The 22,736-nt window shown below is 72.9% G+C and carries 18 protein-coding genes and 1 pseudogene; 4 read left to right on the top strand and 15 right to left on the bottom strand.

The features are described from left to right. Positions 1-420: 420 nt before the first annotated feature. The gene (locus tag ACWIGU_RS02535) at positions 421-1,305 is read right to left on the bottom strand and encodes a fructosamine kinase family protein (RefSeq protein ID WP_454396599.1); all 885 of its coding nucleotides are present in this window, start codon (positions 1,303-1,305) and stop codon (positions 421-423) included. Between the two features lie 524 nt (positions 1,306-1,829). Here ACWIGU_RS02535 and ACWIGU_RS02540 point away from each other — a divergent pair. Beyond that, positions 1,830-2,180 (top strand): annotated as a pseudogene (locus ACWIGU_RS02540) (helix-turn-helix domain-containing protein); the annotation flags it as partial. A 30-nt stretch (positions 2,181-2,210) separates the two neighbouring features. On the opposite strand, the gene ACWIGU_RS02545 reads toward ACWIGU_RS02540, so the two are convergent. After that, positions 2,211-3,362 carry a glycerate kinase gene (locus ACWIGU_RS02545; protein WP_454396601.1) on the bottom strand — a complete coding sequence of 384 codons (1,152 nt, stop codon included), beginning with the start codon at positions 3,360-3,362 and terminating at the stop codon, positions 2,211-2,213. Positions 3,363-3,621: 259 nt separating this feature from the next. Here ACWIGU_RS02545 and ACWIGU_RS02550 point away from each other — a divergent pair, with 259 nt between their 5' ends. The 3 genes from ACWIGU_RS02550 (at position 3,622) to ACWIGU_RS02560 (ending at position 6,074) form a co-directional block, all read left to right on the top strand. Continuing rightward, positions 3,622-4,683, top strand: coding sequence for an ADP-ribosylglycohydrolase family protein (locus ACWIGU_RS02550; protein WP_454396603.1), 1,062 nt, complete (start codon positions 3,622-3,624; stop codon positions 4,681-4,683). Between the two features lie 86 nt (positions 4,684-4,769). Further along, on the top strand, positions 4,770-5,267 hold the full coding sequence (locus ACWIGU_RS02555) for an NUDIX domain-containing protein (protein WP_454396605.1): 498 nt from the start codon (positions 4,770-4,772) through the stop codon (positions 5,265-5,267). A 69-nt stretch (positions 5,268-5,336) separates the two neighbouring features. Continuing rightward, on the top strand, positions 5,337-6,074 hold the full coding sequence (locus ACWIGU_RS02560) for an SIR2 family NAD-dependent protein deacylase (protein ID WP_454396607.1): 738 nt from the start codon (positions 5,337-5,339) through the stop codon (positions 6,072-6,074). 9 nt (positions 6,075-6,083) lie between these two features. On the opposite strand, the gene ACWIGU_RS02565 is transcribed toward ACWIGU_RS02560, so the two are convergent. From ACWIGU_RS02565 to ACWIGU_RS02625, 13 genes are all read right to left on the bottom strand, one after another. Further along, the gene (locus ACWIGU_RS02565) at positions 6,084-7,319 is read right to left on the bottom strand and encodes a cytochrome P450 (RefSeq protein WP_454396609.1); all 1,236 of its coding nucleotides are present in this window, start codon (positions 7,317-7,319) and stop codon (positions 6,084-6,086) included. Between the two features lie 24 nt (positions 7,320-7,343). Further along, positions 7,344-8,735, bottom strand: coding sequence for an NAD(P)/FAD-dependent oxidoreductase (locus ACWIGU_RS02570; RefSeq protein WP_454396610.1), 1,392 nt, complete (start codon positions 8,733-8,735; stop codon positions 7,344-7,346). Next, positions 8,725-8,949, bottom strand: coding sequence for a ferredoxin (locus tag ACWIGU_RS02575; protein WP_454397249.1), 225 nt, complete (start codon positions 8,947-8,949; stop codon positions 8,725-8,727). The genes ACWIGU_RS02570 and ACWIGU_RS02575 overlap by 11 nt, the downstream gene beginning before the upstream one ends. 110 nt (positions 8,950-9,059) lie before the next feature. Further along, entirely contained in the window at positions 9,060-9,698 is a 639-nt protein-coding gene (locus ACWIGU_RS02580) for a hypothetical protein (protein ID WP_454396612.1), read from the bottom strand. 224 nt (positions 9,699-9,922) lie between these two features. Continuing rightward, complete coding sequence (locus ACWIGU_RS02585; RefSeq protein ID WP_454396614.1) at positions 9,923-10,411, bottom strand: methylated-DNA--[protein]-cysteine S-methyltransferase; 489 nt, start codon at positions 10,409-10,411, stop codon at positions 9,923-9,925. 13 nt (positions 10,412-10,424) lie between these two features. Beyond that, a complete protein-coding gene (locus tag ACWIGU_RS02590) occupies positions 10,425-11,891 on the bottom strand; it encodes an AlkA N-terminal domain-containing protein (RefSeq protein WP_454396616.1) in 1,467 nt (488 codons plus the stop codon). An 89-nt stretch (positions 11,892-11,980) separates the two neighbouring features. Then, positions 11,981-15,241, bottom strand: coding sequence for an amidohydrolase family protein (locus ACWIGU_RS02595; protein ID WP_454396618.1), 3,261 nt, complete (start codon positions 15,239-15,241; stop codon positions 11,981-11,983). 100 nt (positions 15,242-15,341) lie between these two features. Then, entirely contained in the window at positions 15,342-16,019 is a 678-nt protein-coding gene (locus ACWIGU_RS02600; protein ID WP_454396620.1) for a Rid family hydrolase, read from the bottom strand. Next, positions 16,016-17,617 (bottom strand): flavin monoamine oxidase family protein, encoded by a 1,602-nt coding sequence (locus tag ACWIGU_RS02605; RefSeq protein WP_454396622.1) that lies wholly within the window; start codon positions 17,615-17,617, stop codon positions 16,016-16,018. The genes ACWIGU_RS02600 and ACWIGU_RS02605 overlap by 4 nt, the downstream gene beginning before the upstream one ends. Before the next feature lie 188 nt (positions 17,618-17,805). After that, positions 17,806-18,321: an O-acetyl-ADP-ribose deacetylase gene (locus ACWIGU_RS02610; RefSeq protein WP_454396624.1), complete on the bottom strand. Its 516-nt coding sequence runs from the start codon at positions 18,319-18,321 to the stop codon at positions 17,806-17,808. Then, positions 18,318-19,727, bottom strand: coding sequence for a phytoene desaturase family protein (locus ACWIGU_RS02615; RefSeq protein ID WP_454396626.1), 1,410 nt, complete (start codon positions 19,725-19,727; stop codon positions 18,318-18,320). The genes ACWIGU_RS02610 and ACWIGU_RS02615 overlap by 4 nt, the downstream gene beginning before the upstream one ends. Positions 19,728-19,898: 171 nt before the next feature. Then, the gene (locus ACWIGU_RS02620) at positions 19,899-20,750 is read right to left on the bottom strand and encodes an inositol monophosphatase family protein (RefSeq protein WP_454396628.1); all 852 of its coding nucleotides are present in this window, start codon (positions 20,748-20,750) and stop codon (positions 19,899-19,901) included. Positions 20,751-20,877: 127 nt separating this feature from the next. Then, entirely contained in the window at positions 20,878-22,722 is a 1,845-nt protein-coding gene (locus ACWIGU_RS02625; protein WP_454396630.1) for a gamma-glutamyltransferase family protein, read from the bottom strand. Positions 22,723-22,736: the final 14 nt, after the last annotated feature.

Genomic DNA, 22,736 nt, shown 5'->3' on the forward strand with positions numbered 1-22,736 from the left:
CGGGCCTGTGACCTGGCCCCGGTCCGGGAGAGCCACGAGCGGTTCGTGGCGCGCTTCGGTGACCTCCGCTCGCAGGACGTTCGAGCGGGATCCGCGGGCTACCGGGCGCTGATAGATCCAGAACCCGGGCTTCCGGTTCATCTGGCGGATGCGGACGGACTGCGAGGTCGGTGTGGTCGGGCTCGGCAGCGGCGAGGGGCTGGACGAGCTGACGGCGCTCCTGGACATGCGATGCCCGGGGCCCGGCGGGGTCAGCCCCGTGGTGGCCGGGCTCGCGGAGCTGGGGCACGCGCGGCGCCTGGCCGAACTCCGGCCCCGGGGAACAACGGAACAGCGGTTGGCGCCAAGTGGTCGGCTCTGGAAGTCCTTCGGGGGTTGGCTCCGGAGCCGGTGTCGTGTCCGGCGGCTACTCAGCTGAGCTCAGGGCCGCCGCCGGAACGGAGCGAGCGTGGCGCGCACGAGATCGGCGGCACCCCAGTCGGGGTCGAACTGGGCGATCACGGCCAGGTGCTGGCGTAGCTGGAGGATCGGCATGCGTTCGCGCCAGTCGCGGTCGAGCCCTGTCAGCTCGGCGTACAGCTTGAAGAACATGTGCGCCTCGGGCGGCGGCGCCGTCGTCCACAGGTGGGCCAGATCGACCTCGGCCCACGTGTACGACACGGCCGGGTCGATCAGCGCGGGCCGCCCGTCGGGGGTGGCCATGACGTTCTGCGTCCACAGGTCGCCGTGCGTCAGGCACGCGGGCCTGACTGGCAGCAGCTCGGGCAGCCGGTCGCACAGTCGCTCCAGCGCCGCCCGGTCCGCGGCGCCGAGCGCCTCCTGGACGCGACGCTCGCCGAGCCAGCGCAGCAGACGGTGCTGGGCGAAGAACTCGAACCCGTCATCATCCCAGGTGTTGACCTGCCGACGACGCCCCAGCCAGTTGTCCCGGTGCCATCCGAATCGGGGGTACCGCGTGGTCGTGTGCAGGTCAGCGAGCGCATGCGCGAGCTGCTCCCAGAAGGCCTCGGTGCCCGGCCGGGGCTGCAGCACGGACAACACGAGCAAGTCGCGGTCCGTGAGGATGATCTCGGGCGTGGCGACGCCGCCCGCCTCACGCAGCACGGTGAGCCCTTCGGCTTCCGCGGCGAAGGCGTCGTCCGACGGCGGCTCGCCGAACGCCTTGACGAACACCGACGTGCCATCACCCCGGCGCGCGAGCCCCGCGGTCGCGGCGAGGCCTCCAGTGGCTGGCTCGGCCGCGACGACGTCGGTCAGGCCGGCCGCATGCAGTCGTTCGAGCAGGAAGGACATCGCGTCTGTCACGGGTGTGCTCCTGTCGTCGTAGTCGAAATCAACGATGGTAGATCCGGGCTCAGATGCCGGGAGCGGTGAGGTAGAGGGCGAAGCTCCGGGTGCCGGCGGAGCCGCCGTAGCGCAGACGCATGAGGGGGTGCAGCCGAGCGCATGCTGGGACCGGCACTGACTCCTACCGCCTCGCCCCCACCAAGGCGCAAGTTGATCGAGTCGAGGCCAGCTGAAGAGTGCCCCCCATCACCTCGCACCGTGGCCTGTCGGTCTCAGCGTTCGTCGCCTTCGCGGCCTTCGGCTCGTTCTGGGGAGTGTGGAGCGCTTCCGTCCCCCTGGTGCAGGACCAAGCTCAGATCAGTGACGGCCAGCTCGGCTTCGCCCTGCTGTTTGTGGGAGCCGGCGCTCTGCACGCCATGCTGCTGGCGGGCAGAGCCCTCTATCGCTGGGGGTTGAGGGTCGCCGCAGGCGCCATCGAGCTGCTGGGCGTCGGCGGCGTCGCCTTGGCGCTGACGGCGGTGAGCCTTCCGATGATCCCCGGGGCCGAACTCGCCCTGCGCACCTGCCCGCCGGACGCGACCGGGATCGTCCGGCTCGACCGGCGCATGCCGACGGCCCTGGTCGTCAGCCAGCCCGAGCTCGCCGGCCGCCTGGTCACGGACGTGTTCGGCGAGGTTCTCGCGCTGGAGCCGGGCGACCGGGCCGTCCTGCTGGAGACGCTCGACGCGTGGCTGTCCTGCGAGGGCTCGGCGGGCCGCCTCTACTGTCACCGCACCACGGTCTTCAACCGCCTGCGCCGCCTCGAACAGCTGACGTCCAGGTCACTGTCGCGCCCCCGCGACCTGATGGAGATGACCGTGGCCCTCGACGCCTACCGTCTCTCGCCGGGGTGAGGATCACCCCTCACCCCGGCGCGCGTCAGGTCACACCAGGAAGTCGCGGGCGACCCGCTCCGCGACGGTCTCCAGGATCGGGCCCGCCTCGGCGATGGCGCGGGCCACGTCCGGCTCCACGTCCGTGAGGGCGTAGGCGCGGCGGATGCCCGCGCGGCCCAGTGCCTCCGGAGGAAGGGCGAGGCGGCCGCAGACCGCCACGACCTCGACGCCCGCCGCGCGGGCCGCCGCGGCGACGCCCGCCGGGGCCTTGCCGTGGAGCGTCTGCTCGTCGAGGGAACCCTCGCCCGTGATGACGAGGGTGGCGCGGGCGAGCGCGGGCGCGAAGCCGAGGACGTCGAGCATGACCTCGATCCCGGCCCGGAAGCCCGCTCCGAGGCCGACGAGGGCGCCGTAGCCGATGCCGCCGGCGGCTCCGGCGCCGGGCGACTCGGCGTATTCGAGTGCCTTGGGGCCGATGGACTCGGCCAGGACCCGCGCGAAGTGGGCCAGCGCCGCGTCCAGGGCGGCGACGTCGTCCGGCGTCGCGCCCTTCTGCGGGCCGTACACCGCGGGCGCGCCCTTCGGGCCGGTCAGCGGGTTGTCCACGTCGCTGGCGAGGACGATCTCCACGTCGGCCAGGCGCGGGTCGAGCCCCGAGAGGTCGGCCGTGGCCAGGTCGGCGAGGGGCCCGCCGCCCGGGCCGACGGGCTTGCCGTCCGCGTCCAGGAAGCGCGCGCCGAGCGCGGCCAGCATTCCGGCGCCGCCGTCGGTCGTGGCGCTGCCGCCCACGCCGAAGACGATGGAGCGGGCGCCCGCGTCGAGCGCCGCGGCGAGCAGTTCGCCGGACCCGTACGTGGTCGAGGTCAGCGGCGCGAAGACGCCTTCGGGCAGCAGCTGGAGCCCGGACGCCTCGGCCATCTCGACGACGGCCGTGCCGTCCCGCAGGGCATACGCCGCCGTGACCTCGTCACCGAGCGGCCCCGTGACCCGTACCTCGCGGCGCTCGAAACCGGCCGCGACGGCCGCGGCCACCGTGCCGTCCCCGCCGTCCGCGACGGGCACGGACTCGACCGTCACCCCGGGCGCGATCCGCCGCAGGCCGGCCGTGACCCGCTCCGCGACCTGCACGGCCGTGAGTGAGCCCTTGAACTTGTCCGCGGCGATGAGCACGTGCTCCGCCGTCACTCCAGCGTCCGCCACCTTGCATTCCCCTTGCTTTCGCGCCTTGCTCGCGCAAGGCAGTCGCGCCGCTGAGACCTTAACCGGAGGTGGGGGCCGCTGCCCATGGCTGTCCGGTCCGCGAAACGGCGCACCCGGACGATATGCCCCGCTATACCCGCTCAAACCCGGGCGTCATGAGCGGGGAAATGATCGATCAGCCGGGCGCGGTGCGGCCGGTCCGGCACACGGCGCGGAACGCCTCGCCCCACCGCGGCCCCTGATCGGGTACACCAAAGACATGACCCCAGTGGGCAGCGACCTCCAGGACCGGGTGCTCGGCGGCTGGCTCGGCCGGATCGCGGGCAACATGCTCGGCAAACCGGTGGAACAGGGCGAGCACTGGACCCGGGCGCGCATCGACGGCTATCTGCGGCGGGCCGCCGCCCTGCCGCTCACCGACTATCTGCCGGAACCCGCCGCCGAGTCCGACGGCCTCGCGCTGCGCCCCGAGTGGCGGCGGTGCGTGCGCGGGCGGATCCACGGCAGCTGCCGGGACGACGACGTGGACTACGCGATCCTCGGCCTGCACCTCCTGGAGACGCACGGCTTCGCCTTCTCCACGGAACAGGTGGGTGATCTGTGGCTGATGAGGCTGCCGTATCTGCAGACGTTCACCGCGGAGCGGGCGGCGTACCGCAATCTCGCGAACGGGCTGAAGCCGCCGCTCACGGCGACGTTCGACAATCCGTACCAGGAATGGATCGGCGCGCTGATCCGTGCCGACATCTTCGGCTGGACATGTCCGGGCGACCCGCGCCGCGCGGCCTCCCTCGCCCGCCGCGACGCGGCCTTGTCCCATACGGGCAACGGCGTGTACGGCGCGATGTGGGCGGCGGCGCTCGTCGCGGCGGCCTTCACGGCGCCGGGCCCGCGCGCCGCGCTCGACACCGCACTCACCGTGATCCCGACGAGCAGCCGGCTGGCCCGTACGGTGCGCCGCACGGCGACGCTCCACGAGTCGCGGCTGAGCTGGGAGGAGACGCTCGCGACGCTGGAGGAGGAGACGGCCGGGCTCGGCTGGATCCACACGGTCCCGAACGCGGCCGTCATCACAGCCGGGCTCCTGTACGGCGACGGGGACTTCACCCGCACCCTCGCGCTCACGGTGCGCGGCGGCCTGGACACCGACTCGAACGGTGCGACCGCCGGGTCCGTGGCCGGTGTGCTGTGCGGCGCCGCGGCGATCCCGGCGCAGTGGAAGGGCCCGCTGGAGGACCGGGTGCGCAGCGCGGTGTTCGGGTTCGACGGCGCGCGGATCAGCGAACTCGCGGCGCGTACGGTCGAGTTGGCCGACGCGTAGTCCGGCGGACCCGGGCCCCGGCACACGGTCGTGCCAGGCGCCGCGACCGCGGCCGTGATCCGCCGGACACCCCCTAGGCTTCCCTCATGACTGCCTCCGCCGAGTTCGCCGCGTACATCGCGGGCCTCCCCCGCGTCCTGTGCGGCGCCGCCGCACTCTTCCGTGACTCCGAGGGGCGGGTGCTGCTCGTCGAGCCGAACTACCGTGACGGGTGGGCGCTGCCGGGCGGCACCGTCGAGTCCGACACCGGGGAGACCCCGCGCCAGGGCGCCCGGCGCGAGACCGCCGAGGAGATCGGACTAGACGTGGAGCTCGGCCGGCTGCTCGCGGTCGACTGGGTGCCGGGCACGCCGGCGCGGCCGCCGCTCGTGGCCTATCTGTACGACGGCGGGGTCCTGGACGAGGACCGCTTCAAGGCGATCACGCTCCAGGAGGAGGAACTGCTCTCCTGGCGCCTCGTGGACCGGCCCGACCTGCCGGAGTACCTGCCGGGCTCGCTCGGCCGCCGCGTCCTGGCGGCGCTCGACGTCCTCACGCGGGGCGAGGGAGCGGCCGAGCTGGAGGACGGCAACCGCGTGAGCTGACCCGGCCTGGTGCGGTGCGCACCGATATCGCCTCGCGGTTCGCCCGGAGGGGCGCCTACCCTCGGCGGCATGAGCACGCAGCCTCTCGTCGCGATTCTCAGTGGTGCAGGCATCTCCACGGACTCCGGGATCCCGGACTACCGCGGGCCGAACGGTCTGTGGCGGCGCGACCCGGAGGCGGAGAAGCTCGTCACGTACGAGTACTACATGGGGGATCCGGAGATCCGGCGCCGGTCGTGGCAGATGCGGCGGAAGAACCGGACCCTTGCCGCCGAGCCGAACGGCGCGCACCGGGCCGTCGCCGATCTGGAGCGGGCCGGTGTGCCCGTGCGGGTGATCACGCAGAACGTGGACGGGCTGCACCAGCTCGCGGGGATGCCCGCCCGCAAGGTCCTCGAACTGCACGGCTCCGTACGGAGTTTCGTGTGTACCGGCTGTCATGCGCGTGGGCCCATGGAGGACGCCCTCGCCCGGGTCGAGGCCGGGGAGGACGATCCGCCGTGCCTGAAGTGCGGGGGGATCCTCAAGTCGGCGACCGTGATGTTCGGGGAGCGGCTCGATCCGGTGGTGCTGGGTGAGGCCGTCGCGATCACCAAGGCGTGTCAGGTGTTCGTCGCCGTGGGGAGCAGTCTTCAGGTGCAGCCCGCCGCCGGGCTCGCCGGTGTTGCCGCGGAGCACGGGGCGCGGCTCGTCATCGTCAACGCCGAGGCGACGCCGTACGACGCATTGGCCGACGAAGTCATCCGCGAACCCATCGGCACGGCGCTGCCGGAGCTGCTGCGCCGACTCGGCATGGCGCACCCCTAGGGCCAGGCCCTAAGGGCGGATCCCGTCGCACGCGATGGACAGATGCCGCGGCCCGCGCAGCACGGCGTTCTGCCGGTAGGGCGGCGGGTCCTCCAGCAGACGTGGGTTCTCCAGCCTCCGGGCCAGTTCCGACAGGGCGAACTGGGCCTCCAGCCGGGCGAGTGGTGCGCCGAAGCAGCTGTGGATGCCGCTGCCCAGGCCGAGGTGCTGGATGTCCCCGCGGTCGGGGTCGAAGCGGTCAGGGTCCTCGAAGCGCTGGGGGTCGCGGTTGCCGGACGCCAGGACCAGCCACAGCGAGGCGCCCTTGGGAATGGTGACGCCGCGGACCTCGATGTCGGCGAGGGTGGTGCGCTGCGGCACGAGTTGCACCGGCGGCTCGAAGCGCAGCAGCTCCTCGACGATGGGCACGGCCAGCCGTGGATCCGCACGCAGCCGCTCCAGGACATCGGGATGGCGCAGCAGGGTCAGCATTCCGTTGGTGACGAGATTGACGGTGGTCTCGTGCCCCGCGATCAGCAGCAGCGCTGCCGTGCTGAGCAGTTCCATGGTGGTCATCGCCCCGTCCTCGCCCTGGGCGGTCGCCAGCTCGGAGAGCATGTCCTCTCCGGGATTCCTGCGACGCTCCTCGACCAGGCCGGCCAGGTACATGCCCAACTGCATACGGGCGTCCTGCGTGACCTTGCCCCGCTCGGCCGGATCCGCGTCCGGGTCGGGGTCCAGGCCGGCGGCGATGGTGTCCGCCCAGGTGTGGAAGCGTGCCTCGTCCTCGCGCGGCACCCCCAGCAGCCGGCAGATCACGGTCACCGGGAAGGGGTACGAGAACTGGTCCACCAAGTCGATCCGGCCCGGGTCGCCGATGTCGTCGATGAGGCCGGAGACGATGCCGTGCAGCTCATCGCGCATGCCGTCGACCCGGCGGGGGGAGTGCGGCGGGCCGAAGGGCCGGTTCGTCATGCGTCGCAGCCGGTCGTGTTCCGGCGGGTCGAGCCGGAGGAAGCTCGGCGGCAGGGCGCTTTCCCCCTCGGCCGGCTGGGCCAGCGGGTCGCGGGTGGTCGAGGCCAGGTTGCGGGCGTCGGAACTGATCCGGGGATCGTGCAGGAGACTGCGGATCTCGTAGTAGGTGCTGACGACGTACGGCCCGTCGTCTTCGTGGTAGACCGGCGTCTTCCGCAGCTCTTCGTAGATCGGGTACGGATCGGCGCGGTTGGCGTAGTCCAGAACCTGGTGCAGCAGCGATGGCGTCATGGCGAGTCCTCGTGGCCGTGCGGGTCAGTGCGCGGGGGTGAACGTCATCCGGCGGTCGGCCGGCGAGTATCCGCTGAGAGTCACGGTGGGGCCGTGGGTGGGGACCGACGGGTCGGGGAAGTCCGCGTCGATCGGCCGCTGTCCGTCCGAGCGCCGGTCGACCGTGTCGAACGGCGGCGGGAACGGCGCGGTGGTCTCGATCAACTCCTGGTAGAACGGCAGCCACCGGGCATGGTCGAAGGCGACCGCGCCGATGACGCGCCCCTGGTATCCGTAGACACCGACGAACCGCTGATCCTGGAGCGAGCCCTGCGCGATGAGGATCTCCGTCCCCAGCGACGGCACCCCGACGGACTTGATGTTGACTCCGAACTGCGCGGACCAGAAGGCAGGCACCTCCATGTGGGGAAGGCGGTCGGTGCTCTCGCTGAGCATGTTGTGCGCCGCGATCCGGGCCTGTGAGACGGCGTTGCCCCAGTGCTCCAGGGACAGGAACTGGTAGCCGAACAGGGGGTGCGGGGAGCGGGCGACGTCGCCCGCCGCATAGATGTCGTCGGTGACGATTCCGCGGATGTCGAAGGCGCGGCAGCCGGCGTCGCAGGCGATGCCGCGGGGGCCGGCCCCGAGTCCGGACCCGGCGAGCCATTCGGTGTTGCGGACGGCCCCGAGCGAGACGATCACCACGTCGGCCTCCACGGTGGAGCCGTCGGACAGATGCGCGGCGCGTACCCGTCCCGAGGTGTCGCCCTCCAGGGCGGTCACCATGACCCCGCAGCGCAGGTCGACACCGTGCTTGCGGTGGAGCTCGGCGGCCACCGCGCCGACCACCCCGCCGAGGGCGCCGACCAGGGGCGCCGAGCCACGCTCGGCGACGGTGACGGGGAGGCCGCGTTCACGGCAGGCGGAGGCGATCTCCGAGCCGGTGAACCCGGCCCCGATGACGAGGACCCGCTTGGGTCCCGCCTCGAGCCGCCGCGCGAGCGCGGCGCTGTCGTCGCGGGTCCGCAGGACGAAGACGCCGTCGAGTTCCGCCTCGGCCTCGTGCGGCCAGGGTCGCGCCCGGACCCCGGTGGCGATCAGCAGCCGGTCGTACGGCACCTCGTCGCCGTCGGCCAGCCGCACCCGCTCTGCGGCCATGTCCAGGCCGGTGGCCGGGACACCCAGCCGCCAGCTCACGTCGGCCGACCGGAGCCTGGGCAGTGCGGTGCGGTCCGCGGCCGCCCTGCCCAGCAGCACCTGCTTGGACAGCGGGGGCCGGTCGTACGGCTCGTGGGGTTCGTCACCGATCAGGGTCAGGGAGCCCGCGAAGCCCTCGCTTCGCAGGGTTTCGGCAGCGCGCAGGCCGGCCAGCGAGGCTCCTACGACGACGATGCGGCCCTCGCGTTTGAGCCGTGCCAGGGATCCGTCACCGAGCACCGGACACCGCCTCGGCCGGTACGTCCACCGCGTCGACGAGGACGGCCTGGACCGGGCAGGCCGCGGCGGCCTGGGCCAGCTTCGCACGGTGCGCCTCGTCGGCCTCCGGGGCGTACAGCAGTGCCTCCTCGCCGTGCATGGCGAAGACCTCGGGCGCGAGGAACGCGCATTGCGCATACCCCTGACAGCGGTTCAGGTCGACGGCAATCCTCACCACGGGATCGGTCCTCTCCACGGCCCGGTCAGTCCCCTGCGACCACCCTCGGTGTCCGGACGGGCTGCGGCGACGAGAAGGCGGCCGTTCGAGTGAGCGGTGTGGTCGGCTCAGGTCGATGGGGCCGGCTGCGCCCCGGCGGGACGCCGGCCCCGCAGGATGTTCAGGCTGAGGAGCAACGCCCAGGCCGGGAAGACCAGTTCGGACCAGGGCACGTTCGCTCCCACCACGAGCAGCGTCAGGCCCGCCAGGTAGCCGAGGGCGACGAGCGGGCGGGGGAGGGCGCCGCGTCGGCGGCCGATGGTCGAGGTCGTGATGATGAACACGGCCGCCATCCGCATGGCGTACGTGGTCAGCAGGGCGTAGGCGAAGTGCCGGCCGAAAGGAGGGTGCTGCTGACTCTCGCCGAGCACGGTTCCGGCCGCCGCGGCAGCGCTGAACAGGGTGGCGACGAAGACCAGGCCGCTGCCCAGGAACACGGTGGACACGAACCGGTCCTCGCCCTCGCCGGCGTGCTCGCGCAGGGCGCCCATGAACCACAGGAAGGCGATCCCGGCGAACGGGAGCAGCTCCAGCGCCGTCCGCACGGCGCTGCGCTGTCCGGCATCGACGGTGACGTCGTCCCCGGCGTTGCCGCCGGGCAGAGCGATGCGCATCAGGACTATCGCCGCGGCCATCAGGATCGCGAACACCACCCCGGCCACCCCCGCGGCCCAGGGTGTCGCGAGGCGCTCGTGCTGTCGCTCCATGGTCTCCCGCTTTCTGCCCGGTCCTCCTTCGTACAGACACCAGGGATCCAGGGAATCGCGCCACCGGAGTCACTCGGGAGGGAGACCGCGGTGCGCCATACAGGCCATGACTCCTGGTCGGAGGGCTGGAGGACACCCTGGGTCGGGGCGAGGGCCGGTGGCGGCGTAAGGGGTGCCACGCGTGCCAGACGCCGCTGGGCAGGCGGGAATTTGAAGACAGGCCCCTAGAACAGCGCCGCGCCCCGTTCGAAGTCCAGGAGGCGCTGCTTGCGTTCCAGGCCGCCGCCGTAGCCGGTCAGGCCGCCGCTCGCGCCGATGACGCGGTGGCAGGGGACGATGACGCCGACGGGGTTCTTGCCGTTGGCGAGGCCCACGGCGCGGGACGCGTTCGCGTTGCCGAGGGCCTCGGCGAGCTCCCCGTAGGTGCGGGTCTCCCCGTACGGGATGCGCTGGAGCTGCTCCCAGACGCTGCGCTGGAACGGGGTGCCTTCGAGGCGCAGCGGCAGGTCGAACTCCTTCAACTCGCCCTGGAAATAGGCCTCCAGCTGGTCGATGACCGCTCCGAAGGGCCGGCCGTCGCGCTCCCCGAAGGTCTCCTCGGCGGGGCGGTGGCGCTGGTCGGTCATGTAGAGGCCGCTGAGCGTGCCGTCGGTGGCGACGAGCGTGAGCGGCCCGTAGGGGCTGTCGATGACGTGGTGCTGCTTGGCGGTCATGGCCGTACGTCCCTTACACGGGGAGGAAGTTGATCGGGTGGTCGTCGGTGGCCCACAGGTACTGGACGGCGTACGCGCGCCAGGGGCGCCAGGACGCGGCGCGCGCGGTCAGCGCGGCGGGGGTGTGGGGCAGCCCCAGCTCCTGCGCGGCGCGCCGCATTCCGAGGTCGGTGGGCAGGAAGGCGTCCGGGTCGCCGAGGGCGCGCATCGCGATGACCTCGACCGTCCAGGGCCCGAAGCCGGGCAGCGCCATGAGCCGGTCGCGGGCCTCGTCCCAGTCGCTCTCGGGGCCGAGGACGAGGGTGCCCTCCGCGAGTTCGCGCACCAGTGTGGTCAGGGTGGTGCGGCGGCTGCGGGGCAGGGCGAGCGCCTCGGGGTCGAGGGCCGCGAGGGACGCTGGTGACGGGAAGAGGCGGGTGAGGCCGCCCTCGGGGTCGTCGACGGGCTCGCCGTGCGCGGTGACGAGGCGCGCGGCGTGGGTGCGGGCGGCGGCCGTGGACACCTGCTGGCCGAGTACGGCGCGGACCGCGAACTCGGGCTCGTCGACGGTGCGCGGCACCCGGCGGCCGGGCGCCTTGTCGACGAGCGGTGCGAGCAGCGGGTCCGCGCGCAGCTGCTCGTCCACGGCTACGGGGTCGGCGTCCAGGTCGAGCATGCGGCGGCAGCGGCTGATCGCGACGGTCAGATCGCGCTGGTCGGTGAGGACGAGGCGGCAGCCGATGTGGTCGGGGGCGGGTGTGAGGGTGACGATGCCGTGCCCGTAGGGGAGGCGCAGCGTGCGCCGGTACGCGCCGTCGCGCCACTCCTCTACGCCCGGTACGGCGGTCGCGGCGAGGTGGCCGAAGAGGTTGTCGGGGTTGAGCGGGGCGCGGAACGGGAGGCGCAGCGTGATCGCGCCGGGCGCCGCCGCCCCGTTCCTGGGCGCGCGGGTGCGCAGCTCGCTCGGGGAGAGGGCGAAGACCTCGCGGACCGTGTCGTTGAAGGTGCGGATCGAGGAGAAGCCGGCGGCGAACGCGACGTCGGCCATCGGCAGCTCGGTCGTCTCGACGAGGATGCGTGCGGTCTGCGCGCGCTGGGCACGGGCCAGGGCGAGGGGGCCCGCGCCCAGCTCGGCGAGGAGCTGGCGCTCGACCTGGCGGGTGCTGTAGCCGAGGCGTCCGGCGAGGCCGGGCACGCCCTCGCGGTCGACGACGCCGTCGCCGATGAGACGCATGGCCCGGGCCACCAGGTCGGCGCGCTGGTTCCACTCCGGGGAGCCGGGGCTCGTGTCGGGGCGGCAGCGCTTGCAGGCCCGGAATCCGGCCTGCTGGCAGGCGGCGGCGCTGGGCAGGAAGGTCATGTTCTCGGGCTTGGGAGGCACGACCGGGCAGCTGGGCCTGCAGTAGATCCGGGTCGTCAGAACGGCGGTGAAGAACCAGCCGTCGAAGCGGGCGTCCTTGGACTGGACGGCCCGGACGCATCGGTCGGTGTCGGTGTGCATGAAGCAAGCATGGCCGATGGCCCGGGCTGCGGCTGGCGAGAATCCGACATCAACCTCGCGCGACCACGGCCCGGCACACGCACCCGCCCTTACAGGCCGGTCCCCGGATCGCAGCACCCTTCGCGCCGCATGTGCCGGCCCACCTTCAGCCACACGTCCCCGGACACGGACCGCGCACTCCCCCCTGCCGCGCCCTGGGCCTCACCGAAGGACTCCACCAGCTCCCGCTGCTCGAACAGCAACCCGCCGCGCAGCACGGCGGTCGTGCGGATCAGGGAGTCGAAGTCGCTGAACGGGTCCCCGTCCACCACGGTGAGATCGGCGAGCTTTCCCTCCTCGATGGTTCCGAGATCGTCCTCGGCGCCGAAGACACGCGCGGGCAGCACGGTCGCTGTCCTCAGGGTCTGCGCCACGGAGAGACCACTCCGGTGCAGGGCCCGCAGCGCCAGATGCAGATGCAGGCCCACGGGCACGAGCGGCTGGTCCGTGCCGAGGGCGACGAGCCCGCCGCCCGCGAGCACCCGCCGGTACACAGCCGTCTCGGTGTCAAGGGTGGCCAGCTGCGCGGCCGTGGGCGGATGATCGGCCCGGTCGCGTACGAGCGCGGTGTCCCACGGCGGCATGAGCACGGTCACCCGTGGATCGTCCGCGAGGCCGGGGTCGGCGCCCAGCAGCGGCTGCGCGGTGAACGGCGTGGCGACGAGGTGGAAACCGGCAGCGTTTGATGCTGACGCACCACGCGTATAGATCTCCTCCACGTCTTCGTAGACCCGCCCCGCCGCGGACGTGGCATGCCCGAACTCCAGGCGCTGTGTGGCCTGCAGATGAGTCGTCAGATCCTGGCCGAGCTGGACGCCGGGCGTGCACAGATGGCTTCCGCTGCGCACCCCGAGCCGTTCGTGGGCGAAGTCGGCGGCCTCCTTCATCACCCAGCCGGGAGCCCGTACGTACGTCTTCACGAAGTCCCAGTCGAGCCCTGCCGCGCGCTCCAGCGAACGGCGCAGCCCCTCGGGGGTGCGGTGGGCGCGGCCCATGCTGTACGCGACGCGCGCCCCGTCGAGCAGTTCGCCGGTCGACAGGAGGCGCGGCCCGGCCAGGGCGCCCGCGGCGACGGCCTCCCGGATCCGGGCCTGCTCGTAGGCGAACCCGCCCAGGGAGACCGCGGTGGTGATGCCGTACGCGAGCTGCAGCGCGGTCTGGCGGCCGCCGTACATCGACTGCCAGGGGTGGGTGTGGGCGTCCCACAGGCCGGGGATCACCGTCCGGGCCGACGCATCCACGCTCCTGAAAGCCGCGCGGCCCGCGCGATGCGGTTCCACGGCGGCTATGCGGCCGTCGCGCGCGACGACGTCGACGTCCTCGCGCACCGCCGTGCCCGTCCCGTCCCAGAACCGCCCCGCGCGCACCACCGTGTCCGCGGGTCGTGGCCGCCGGTAGTCCATCGGGATCCGCACGGTACGGACCGTTCCGGAGCCCACGTCGAGCAGGCGCGGCGTGCCCGCGGAGAGGTACAGCAGGGTGCGCGAGTCACCGGACCAGGAGGGGTGGTCGGCGGGTTCGGTGCTGAGGCGGCGGGGCGCGCCGTCCGGGGTGCCGTCGGCGCGTACCGGCAGGAGCCACAGGGCGGACTCGGCGATCACGGCCATCGAGCGGCCGTCCGGCGACCAGACCGGGCCCGAGTCGTAGCGGTCGGAGAGTGAGGTGTGCGGCGCGAAGGCGTGCAGCGTGGCGGCTCCGGTGTCCGCGTCGACGACCCGGATCAGGTTGTAGCCCTCGCGGAAGCGCTGGTTGAGCCGGTTGCGGTCGCACAGCGCGACGTACCGCCCGTCCGGAGACCAGCTCGGGCGGCCCGGCAGTCCCCCGCCGCCGAGTGCGGTGGCGAGGATCCGCTCGGACCCTTCGGGCAGGTCGCGTACGACGAGGTTGCCGGTCATGTCCAGGCAGGCGAGGCGCCGGCCGTCCGGCGAGAGCGCGGGGAAGACCCGGCCGCCGGTGGCCAGGACCTTTTCGTCGCCGGACGCGAGAGCGTGGCGGCGCACGGCGAACAGGCCGTCGCGGTCGTCGGCGTAGAGCAGCGCCTCGCCGTCGGCGGTCCACGTCGGCGCGAGCACATAGCGGGTGGCCGGCGCCTGAACGACCTTGCGAGGCGGGCGGCCGCCCGAAGTGTCGCCGATCCACAGGGCGTTGAGAGCGGCGAAGGCGATCCGCCGGCCGTCGGGCGAGAGGGCGGGCAGGTGCAGGGCGCGCACCGGCCGGGTGACGCCGCCCTCGAAGTCGTACGCCTTGACGCGGTAGCGGGGCCGCCGCACCGGCAGTGTGGCGCTGAACGGGATCTGTTCCGCGCTGCCCGGCGCGTCGGCGCGGACGAGCCAGAACTGTCCGCCGACGGTGAGCAGCAGTCGCTCCCGGTCCACCCAGCGGGGCGGCACCGGCTCGACGTCCCCCTCGACGGCGACCGGCGTGCCGTCGACGACGAGGGTGCAGGAGGCGGCGGGCGCCGGGGTCGTGCGGAGATGGGCCAGACGCCCCGCGGGCGAGACGGCCGGAGTCATCACCTGGGCGCCCGAGGTGTCGGTGTGCTCGGCGGTCACCGGTCCCGAGCCGTCGGCCCCCACGGACGCGACGGTCGACGCCTGGAGCGTGCCGGACGCGGTGACCGTGGCGCGCACGAACAGCACCCGCTGCCCGTCGGCGGACCACGCCGGGTCGAAGTCCTCCCAGGCGCCGCCCTGCAACGGACCTTGCTGGTCCCGTACGCCGGTGAGGCGGGTGAGCGCGCCGGTGCGGACGTCGACGACCCAGATGCGGTACGGGCTGCCGGTCACGGAGTCGCCGCCGCGTTCGGAGGCGAACGCGATCCGGGTGCCGTCCGGGGACCACGCGGGCCCTCGGTCGTCCCACGGCCCGTCCGTGAGGCGACGCAGCTCGCTGCCGTCGGGCGCCAGGGTCCACAGGTGGAAGCCGCCGTCGCGGTAGGCGCAGACCACGAGGCTGCTGCCGTCGGGCGAGAACTGCGGGCGGGTGGGTTCGAGGCCCGGCGCGGTCAGCGCGGTGGCGGTGCCGCCCGCGCGCGGGAGGGACCACAGCACGTTCTGTACTTCGGCGACGAGGCGGTCACCGGTGGGAGAGAGCGTGGCGGCGCCATTGGTGGCGGCGGTGAAGGAGAAGGCGACCACGGGTGCGGCGGCGGCAGCGGTCGGCGTCTGGGCAACCGCGCCGACGGCCGCGGCGGCCCCGGCGGTGGCGGTGGCCTGCAGGAATCTGCGGCGCGAGAGCCGGGAGAAGTACGCGGACGAGACGGATGTGGTGCTTGTCGTGTCGGGGGCGTCAGGGGTGTCAGCGGTGTCCAATGGAGCTCCCAGTCACGTGAGTTGATGGGGGTGCAGGACAGAACACAGAGAAAACGTACGGGCGGAGCCCGGAAACGGACCCCGCCCCATCGCATCTCGGTCAGCGCTTCTTGTACGTCGCCGTGACCTCGACCTCGACGAGCCAGCCCTTGACGGCGAGCGAGGCGACCTCCATGGTCGCCCTGGCCGGGCGGGCCTTGTTGGCCAGCAGCGGCGCCTTCGGCGGCGACGTGCCCATCGGCACGGGCACGACCTCCTGGGACTTGAGGTCGACATTGGCGAAGAACTGCCGGTAGGCACGGTTCCAGCCCGCGTAGTCGGCGGTGTCGGCGCCGGGCGGCTTCGCCAGATAGCACTTCATCGTGATGACCTCGGACGGAGTGACGCCCGCGGCTTCGAGGTTGGCCTTGATGTTCCGCAGTACGACGAGGGCCTGCGCCTCGGTCACGGTGACGCCGGTGGCGCCCTCGGTGAGGGCGGGGTCGGTGTAGCGCTCGGGGGTGCCGTCGGGTGCGGCGGGGTTGAGCGCGGCGGGGCCGAGCCCGCTGCTCTGGTAGACGGCCACCTCCGCGCCGGTCGCCACGCCGGAGGCGATGGCCGGGTTGGACTGCCCCTCGGGCAGCATGACGCGCACGTCCTTCGGCCCGGGCCACCAGCCCGTGGCGTCGGCGAGGGCGGTCCCTCCGGCGAGGAGCGAGCCCGTCAGGGCCGCGCCGACGACCACCTTCGTGCGCCGCTTCATGTTGGCGTTCCTGCTGGTGCGGATGTCCGTGCTCATGCGGCCATCACCCTTTCGTGGATGTCGGTCACGACCTTGCGCGCCGAGGTGAACGCGCCGTGCTGCCAGGCGATGACATGGCTGAGCCAGTCGCCGGTGAAGTGGACATGCCCGGCCGGCTTGTTGAGGAGGGAGTACTCCGGCCCGGTCTGCGACGGCCAGCTCACCCAGCCGCCCTCGATGTGGGGCGTGCGGTGCCAGGCCACGCTGAAGGAGTGGTCGAGCTCGGTGCGGTACTTGTCACCGTGGATCTTCGAGCCCCTGCTCAGCGCCCTCTCCAGGCGCTGCGCGTGCGGCAGTTGACTGTAGGCGAGGGCGTTGTCGCCGAAGTTGTAGTAGCCGATGAGGGTGCCCTGGCGGCCCTGGTACCCGTACGACGGGTACCAGATGGTCGACAGGTCCATGTCCGTGGGGGTGATGCCGCCGTAGATGTGCTCGTCCGTCTCCCACCAGCGGCGGCGGTACTCGAGGCCGATCTTGCCCACCGGGGTCGCGACGGGGTACTTGAGCGCGGCCGTGACGTCCGCGCCCAGGTTGTGCTTGATCCGGGCCATGACCATGGGCGGGAGTGCCGCCACCACGAAGTCGGCGCGCTCGGTGCGGGTGTGTCCCCGGCCGTCCGCGTAGGTGACCTCGGCGCCGTCCGGCAGGTCGGTGACCTCCAGTGCCTTCGCCCCGTACGTGATCCGGTCCTTGCCGATGGCCTTCGCCAGGGCGTACGGGATGGCGTCCATGCCGCCGACCGGCTGGAACATCAGCATGGCCTGGTCGTAGCCGAACTCGAAGGAGAAGCGCTGCCCGACTCCGCTCGCGATCACGTCCGACAGGGACGGCACCGGGCCGAGCACGGTACCCGCGTCGAACGCGGCGCCCGGTTCGGCCGCGTAGCCGCGCCGGTCGCTGCCCGCGTACGCGTACCCGTCGGCCTTCCCCTTGATGGCGCCGAAGTTCTGCAGGAACGCGATGAGCCGCTCCTTGTCGGCGCCGGTGAGCCGGGAGTCCAGGGCACCCTGGTCGGTGGCCTTGGCGAGGAGTTCGGACACATAGCCGTAGACGTCGGCCTTGGCGGTGCGCCAGCGGATCGGTTGCCCGGCGAGGGCCGCGCTCTTGTCGTGGTAGATGTACGCGTTGGCGTTCTGGTTGGTGAACACCTCGAGGGGGACGCCGAGTTCGTGGCAGTACTCGAGGGTGACGTGGGTCTGCGGGAGGCGGGCGGGGCCCGCGTTCATGTACTGGCCCCTGGAGAAGGCGGCTGTCTGGGCGCGCCCGTCCAGGTCGGTCAGCGAGGTGCCGCCGCGGACCGTCCAGTTGCGCCCACCGGGACGGTCCTTGGCCTCCAGGACGCGACAGTCGTAGCCGGCCTTGCCCAGCTCGTACGCGGTCGCGAGGCCGGCTATGCCGCCGCCGAGCACGAGGACCTTCTTGCCGCTCCGGCCGGTGAGCGTGAAGTCGCTCCTGCTGGGCGCCCGGTACTCCTCGGCGCGCACATCGGGAACCGGCGCGAGGCCGAGCGCGCCCATCGCCGAGTACAGCACGCCCGCGCCGCCCGCGACCCCGACGGATCTCAGGAAGTCACGGCGGGATGCCGCTTCAGTCATCGTTTCCTCCTCACCCACAGCCCGCGGACCGGGGGTGGCCGGGGGCTCGTTATGCGGTCAACCCGGTCACGTGGGGGGTGAGTTGGTACTCCTGTGACCGGAGGTGACGCAGAGCCTCCGTCAGGGGAGTTACGACGCTATGCCGATGACGTATCAGCGAAATGAGCATGCGCACACAGGGTGCGGGGTCAGCCGCCCAGCGCCTGTGCGAACGCCGCGTACGCCCGGTCGTCGAACAGGACGAAGCGGATCTCCTCCAGTGGTGGACCCGCGGACTCCCGTGCGGTGGTGACCGCGATGCGCGCCCCGTCGTCCATCGGCCAGCCGTAGATTCCGGTCGAGATCGCCGGGAAGGCCACGGTGCGCGCGCCGAGCTCGGCGGCCACCCGCAGCGACTCGCGGTAGCAGGACGCGAGCAGCTCCGAGCGGTCCTCAGAGGACGACCAGACCGGGCCCACGGTGTGGATCACGTGGTCCGCGTGCAGCCGGCCGGCGGTCGTGGCCACGGCCTGGCCGGTCGGCAGGCCCTTTCCGTAGTGCGAGGCGCGGAGTCTGCGGCACTCGGCGAGGATCTCCGGGCCGCCGCGCCGGTGGATCGCGCCGTCGACCCCGCCGCCGCCGAGCAGCGAGGAGTTGGCCGCGTTCACGATCGCTTCGGCGGTCTCGGCGGTGATGTCGCCCTTGACCAGGGTGATTCGGGTCATGACGCGCGGATCCTCCTCCACACGGCCTTGGCCGCGTTGTGCCCGGACATGCCGTGGACGCCCGGCCCCGGCGGGCTCGCGGACGAGCAGATGAAGACGGCGGGGTGCGGCGTCGTGTACGGCGACAGGGACAGCTTGGGCCGCAGCAGCATCTGGAGCCCGCTCACCGCGCCACAGGCGATGTCACCGCCCACATAGTTCGCGTTGCGGGCGGCCAGCTCGGGCGGTCCCGCCGTGGCCCGCGCCAGGATCCGGTCGCGGAACCCGGGGGCGAAGCGCTCCAGCTGCCGCTCGACCGCGTCGGTGAGATCGCCGTCCCAGCCGCTCGGGACATGCCCGTACGCCCAGAAGACGTGCCGGCCGGCCGGGGCCCTTGAGGGGTCCATGACGCTGGGCTGGACGGTGATGAGGAAGGGCTTGTCCGGGACGCGGCCCTCGCGGGACGCGGCGCGCAGGGCCGCCGCGATGTCGCGGCTGCCGGGCCCGACCTGGACGGTGCCCGCGCTCCTGGCCTCCTTCGCGGTCCACGGCACGGGTCCGTCGAGCGCGTAGTCGAGCTTGAAGACGCTCGCGCCGTACCGGAAGCGCTCGTAGTAGCTGCCGAGCCCGGCGATGCGGGCGAGGGCCGTGGGCGAGGTGTCGAAGATGTAGGCGCGGGCGGGCGGCAGGTCGTCGAGGCGCTTGACCTCGTAGCTCGTGTGGACGGCTCCGCCCAGGTCCGCGAGGTACGCGGTCAGCGCGTCGGAGATCGACTGCGAGCCGCCGCGCGCGACGGGCCAGCCGCGCGCGTGACCGGCGAGCGCGAAGACGAGGCCGACGGCTCCCGTGGCCAGGCCGCCGAGCGGCGCGATGGCATGGGCGACGAGGCCGGAGAACAGGGCGCGCGCCCGGTCGTCGCGGAAGCGGCGCATCAGCCACGTCGACGGCGGGAGCCCCGTGAGCCCGAAGCGGGCCAGGGTGACCGGGTCGCGCGGCAGGGAGGTGAGCGGCAGCGCCATGAAGTCCCGTACGAGCGCGTCCCACTTGGGCAGGAAGGGCTCGACGAGCCGGCGGTAGGTGCCCGCGTCGTGCGGTCCGAACGAGGCGGCCGTCTCGGCGACGGAGCGTGACAGCACGGCCGCGGTGCCGTCCGGGAAGGGGTGCGCCATGGGGAGCTCGGCGTGCAGCCACTCCAGGCCGTACCGGTCGAGCGGCATGTCTTTGAACGCGGGCGAGTTGATCCCCAGAGGGTGAGCGGCCGAGCACGGGTCGTGGCGGAATCCGGGGAGAGTGAGCTCCTCCGTGCGTGCGCCCCCGCCCACGGTGTCCCTGGCCTCGAAGACGGCCACGGAGAGGCCTCGGCGGGCCAGCTCCACGGCAGCCGTCAGTCCGTTCGGTCCCGCACCCACGATGACGGCATCGAGCATCGACGGCACCTTCGGACTCCTTTGTCAGCCGAGGCCACTGACCAACAGGATATGCCGGAAGGCTGACAGAGCCGGGGCGCGGGGCGTTCCCGGACGGGCTGCGCAAGGGTGCGCCGAGGGTCGGCGCAGGTCATGGGCGTGGGCGCCCGCCAGGGGCGTGCGGCCGCTCGGTCACTCGCCGCCGAGCAGGTCCACCACGCGCCGGGCCGTGGCCGCGTCCCTGGCCGCCGTGAACGGCAGTGCGTTCCCCCCGGTGATGCGGAAGGGCTCGCCCTCCTTCGTCAGGTGCGTGCCGCCCGCCTCCTCGACGAGCAGCAGCCCCGCCGCGTGGTCCCACGCGGCCTCCCACGAGAACGCGGTGGCGTCCAACTCGCCCCGGGCGACGGCCAGATACTCGAGTCCGGCCGAGCCGCACGGGCGCGGGCGCACCCCGTCGGCCCACAGGCCGAGGAGGTCGCGCTTCTGGGCGTCCGTCGTGTAGTCGGGGTGCGAGGTCGCCACGTCGACGGGCTCGTCCGCACCGGGTGAACCGGCGTGCAGCGCCTCGCCGTTGAGCCAGGCGCCCTTGCCGCGGACCGCTACGGCGAACTCGCCGAGCGCGGGCGCGAACGTCCAGGAGGCGAGGACCGTGCCGTGCTGGGCCAGCGCGACGAGCATGCAGAACCCGGGGTCGCCGTGGACGAACTGGCGGGTGCCGTCGACCGGGTCGACGATCCACACCGGGGCGTCCTCGCCTATCGCGTCGTAGACCGCGTAGTCGGCGTGGACCGCCTCCTCGCCGACGACGACGGAGCCGGGCAGCAGGGCGCTCAGCTCGCGGGTCAGATACTCCTCGGCCAGCCGGTCGGCCGTGGTCACGAGGTCGTGCGGGCCGCTCTTCTGGGCGACGTCACCCTCGGCGAGCTGCCGGAAGCGGGGCATCACCTCTGCGGCGGCAGCGGCGCGCACGGCCTGCTCCACCTCGGTGACCCCGTGTACGAGAAAGTCGTCGATGCTTTCCGTCATTGCCTGTGCTTCGATCATGCCTCCATGAGAGCACGCTCCAGTGACAACCCGTACCCGCCCGGTGTACGAGGGGTGGAATCCCGTTGAATTCCGCGGAACCCCACCCCTGATACACCTCGGATCGATCCGTGCACCGCCTGATCCGTCAGCGGCCGACGGCGTACCCCTGCATCCCGCGCGGGTTCGCCGCGGCCGACAGGACCCCGGTCTCCGGGTCGCGGGCGACCGCGCACAGGCGGCCCTCCGACCAGGGCTCGCCGATCGTCACGTCGTGGCCGCGGCGGCGCAGCTCCTCGATGACGTCCTCGCCGACGCGGGACTCGACGGTGACGCTGCCGGGCCGCATGCCGCGCGGGTAGAAGGAGCCGGGGAAGGAGTCGTTGTGCCAGTTCGGGGCGTCGACGGCGCCCTGGAGGTCGAGCCCGCCGCGCACGGCCGCGCGCAGGGCGACGGCGAGGAAGAAGTGGACCTGCCACTGGTCCTGCTGGTCGCCCCCGGGCGTGCCGAACGCCATGACCGGCACACCGTCCTTGAGGGCGAGCGAGGGCGTCAGCGTCGTACGGGGACGGCGTCCCGGCGTGAGCGAGTTCGGCAGGTCCTCCTCCAGCCAGGCCATCTGCAGACGCGTGCCGAGCGGGAAGCCGAGCTCGGGCACGACGGGGTTCGACTGGAGCCAGCCTCCGGAGGGCGTCGCGGCGACCATGTTGCCCCAGCGGTCGACGATGTCGAGGTGGCAGGTGTCGCCGCGGGTCGCGCCGTCCGCGGCGACCTCCTGGTCACCGCTCTTGGCGACGGTGGGCTCACCGGCTCCGGCGCCGGCTATGCCCATGGCGTCGAACCCGTCCTCCCCCGCCGCCACGGCGTGCGCGTGCGCGGAGATCCGGGGCTCGGTGCCGCGCGGGCTGCCCGGCCGCAGCTCGTGGGACGCCTTGTCGCCGATGAGGGCGCGGCGCGCGGCGTTGTACTCGTCGGACAGGAGCTCGGCGACGGGCACGTCCTCGGGACCGGCGTCCCCGTACCAGGCCTCGCGGTCGGCCATGGCGAGCTTGCAGCCCTCGATGAGCAGGTGGACGTACTCGGCGGAGCCGTAGGCGGGCAGCTCGTCGGGGAGCAGGGCGAGCTGCTGGAGGAAGGCGGGGCCCTGGCTCCAGCCGCCGGCCTTGCACAGGGTCCAGCCGTTCCAGTCGTACGTGGCGGGCGCCTCGTAGGTCGCGGACCAGCCGGCCAGGTCGGCGGCGGTGAGCGTGCCGGTGTGGTGGGTGCCGGTGGTGTCCATGGTGGGCCGGGCGGCCTGCCGGACGAGGGCCTCGGCGATGAAGCCCTCGCGCCAGATCGCGCGGGCGGCCTCGATCTGGGCGACACGCTTGTCGGCGGCGTCGCCCGCGATCTCCTCGGCCTCCTCGATGACGCGCCGCCACGTCGCGGCCAGCTGCGGGTTACGGAAGAGCTCGCCGGGCTTCGGGGAGGCGCCGTCCTTGAGGTAGACCTCGGCCGAGGAGTGCCACTCGTTCTCGAAGAGGGCGCGCACGGTCTCGACGGTCTCGCCGACGCGCTCCACGGGCGCGTGCCCGTCCTCGGCGTACCCGATGGCGTAACTCAGCACCTCGGCCAGGGACTTGGTGCCGTGGTCCTTCAGGAGGACCATCCAGGCGTCGAAGGCGCCGGGCACGGCGGCGGCCAGGGGGCCGGTGCCGGGGACGAGGTCGAGGCCGAGGGAGCGGTAGTGGGCGACGGTGGCCCCGGCGGGCGCGACGCCCTGCCCGCACAGGACGCTGACGTCCCCGCCGGCGGGGGCGAGGATGATCGGGACCTCGCCGGCGGGGCCGTTCAGGTGGGGTTCGACGACGTGCAGGACGAAGCCCGCGGCGACGGCGGCGTCGTAGGCGTTGCCGCCGCTCTCCAGGACGGCCATGGCCGACTGGGAGGCGAGCCAGTGGGTGGACGAGACCATGCCGAAGGTGCCTTGCAGGGTCGGCCGGGTGGTGAACAAGGGTGGTGCTCCTC

It is taken from the genome of Streptomyces sp. NPDC055400 (assembly GCF_053644375.1).

Bases quoted from the DNA above. Each gene is read 5' to 3' on its own strand.
- ACWIGU_RS02620 (WP_454396628.1), bottom strand. From the start codon at position 20,750: ATGATCGAAGCACAGGCAATGACGGAAAGCATCGACGACTTTCTCGTA.
- ACWIGU_RS02585 (WP_454396614.1), bottom strand. From the start codon at position 10,411: ATGACCGCCAAGCAGCACCACGTCATCGACAGCCCCTACGGGCCGCTC.
- ACWIGU_RS02605 (WP_454396622.1), bottom strand. From the start codon at position 17,617: ATGACTGAAGCGGCATCCCGCCGTGACTTCCTGAGATCCGTCGGGGTC.
- ACWIGU_RS02580 (WP_454396612.1), bottom strand. From the start codon at position 9,698: ATGGAGCGACAGCACGAGCGCCTCGCGACACCCTGGGCCGCGGGGGTG.
- ACWIGU_RS02555 (WP_454396605.1), top strand. From the start codon at position 4,770: ATGACTGCCTCCGCCGAGTTCGCCGCGTACATCGCGGGCCTCCCCCGC.
- ACWIGU_RS02550 (WP_454396603.1), top strand. From the start codon at position 3,622: ATGACCCCAGTGGGCAGCGACCTCCAGGACCGGGTGCTCGGCGGCTGG.
- ACWIGU_RS02565 (WP_454396609.1), bottom strand. From the start codon at position 7,319: ATGACGCCATCGCTGCTGCACCAGGTTCTGGACTACGCCAACCGCGCC.
- ACWIGU_RS02590 (WP_454396616.1), bottom strand. From the start codon at position 11,891: ATGCACACCGACACCGACCGATGCGTCCGGGCCGTCCAGTCCAAGGAC.
- ACWIGU_RS02600 (WP_454396620.1), bottom strand. From the start codon at position 16,019: ATGAGCACGGACATCCGCACCAGCAGGAACGCCAACATGAAGCGGCGC.
- ACWIGU_RS02610 (WP_454396624.1), bottom strand. From the start codon at position 18,321: ATGACCCGAATCACCCTGGTCAAGGGCGACATCACCGCCGAGACCGCC.
- ACWIGU_RS02560 (WP_454396607.1), top strand. From the start codon at position 5,337: ATGAGCACGCAGCCTCTCGTCGCGATTCTCAGTGGTGCAGGCATCTCC.
- ACWIGU_RS02615 (WP_454396626.1), bottom strand. From the start codon at position 19,727: ATGCTCGATGCCGTCATCGTGGGTGCGGGACCGAACGGACTGACGGCT.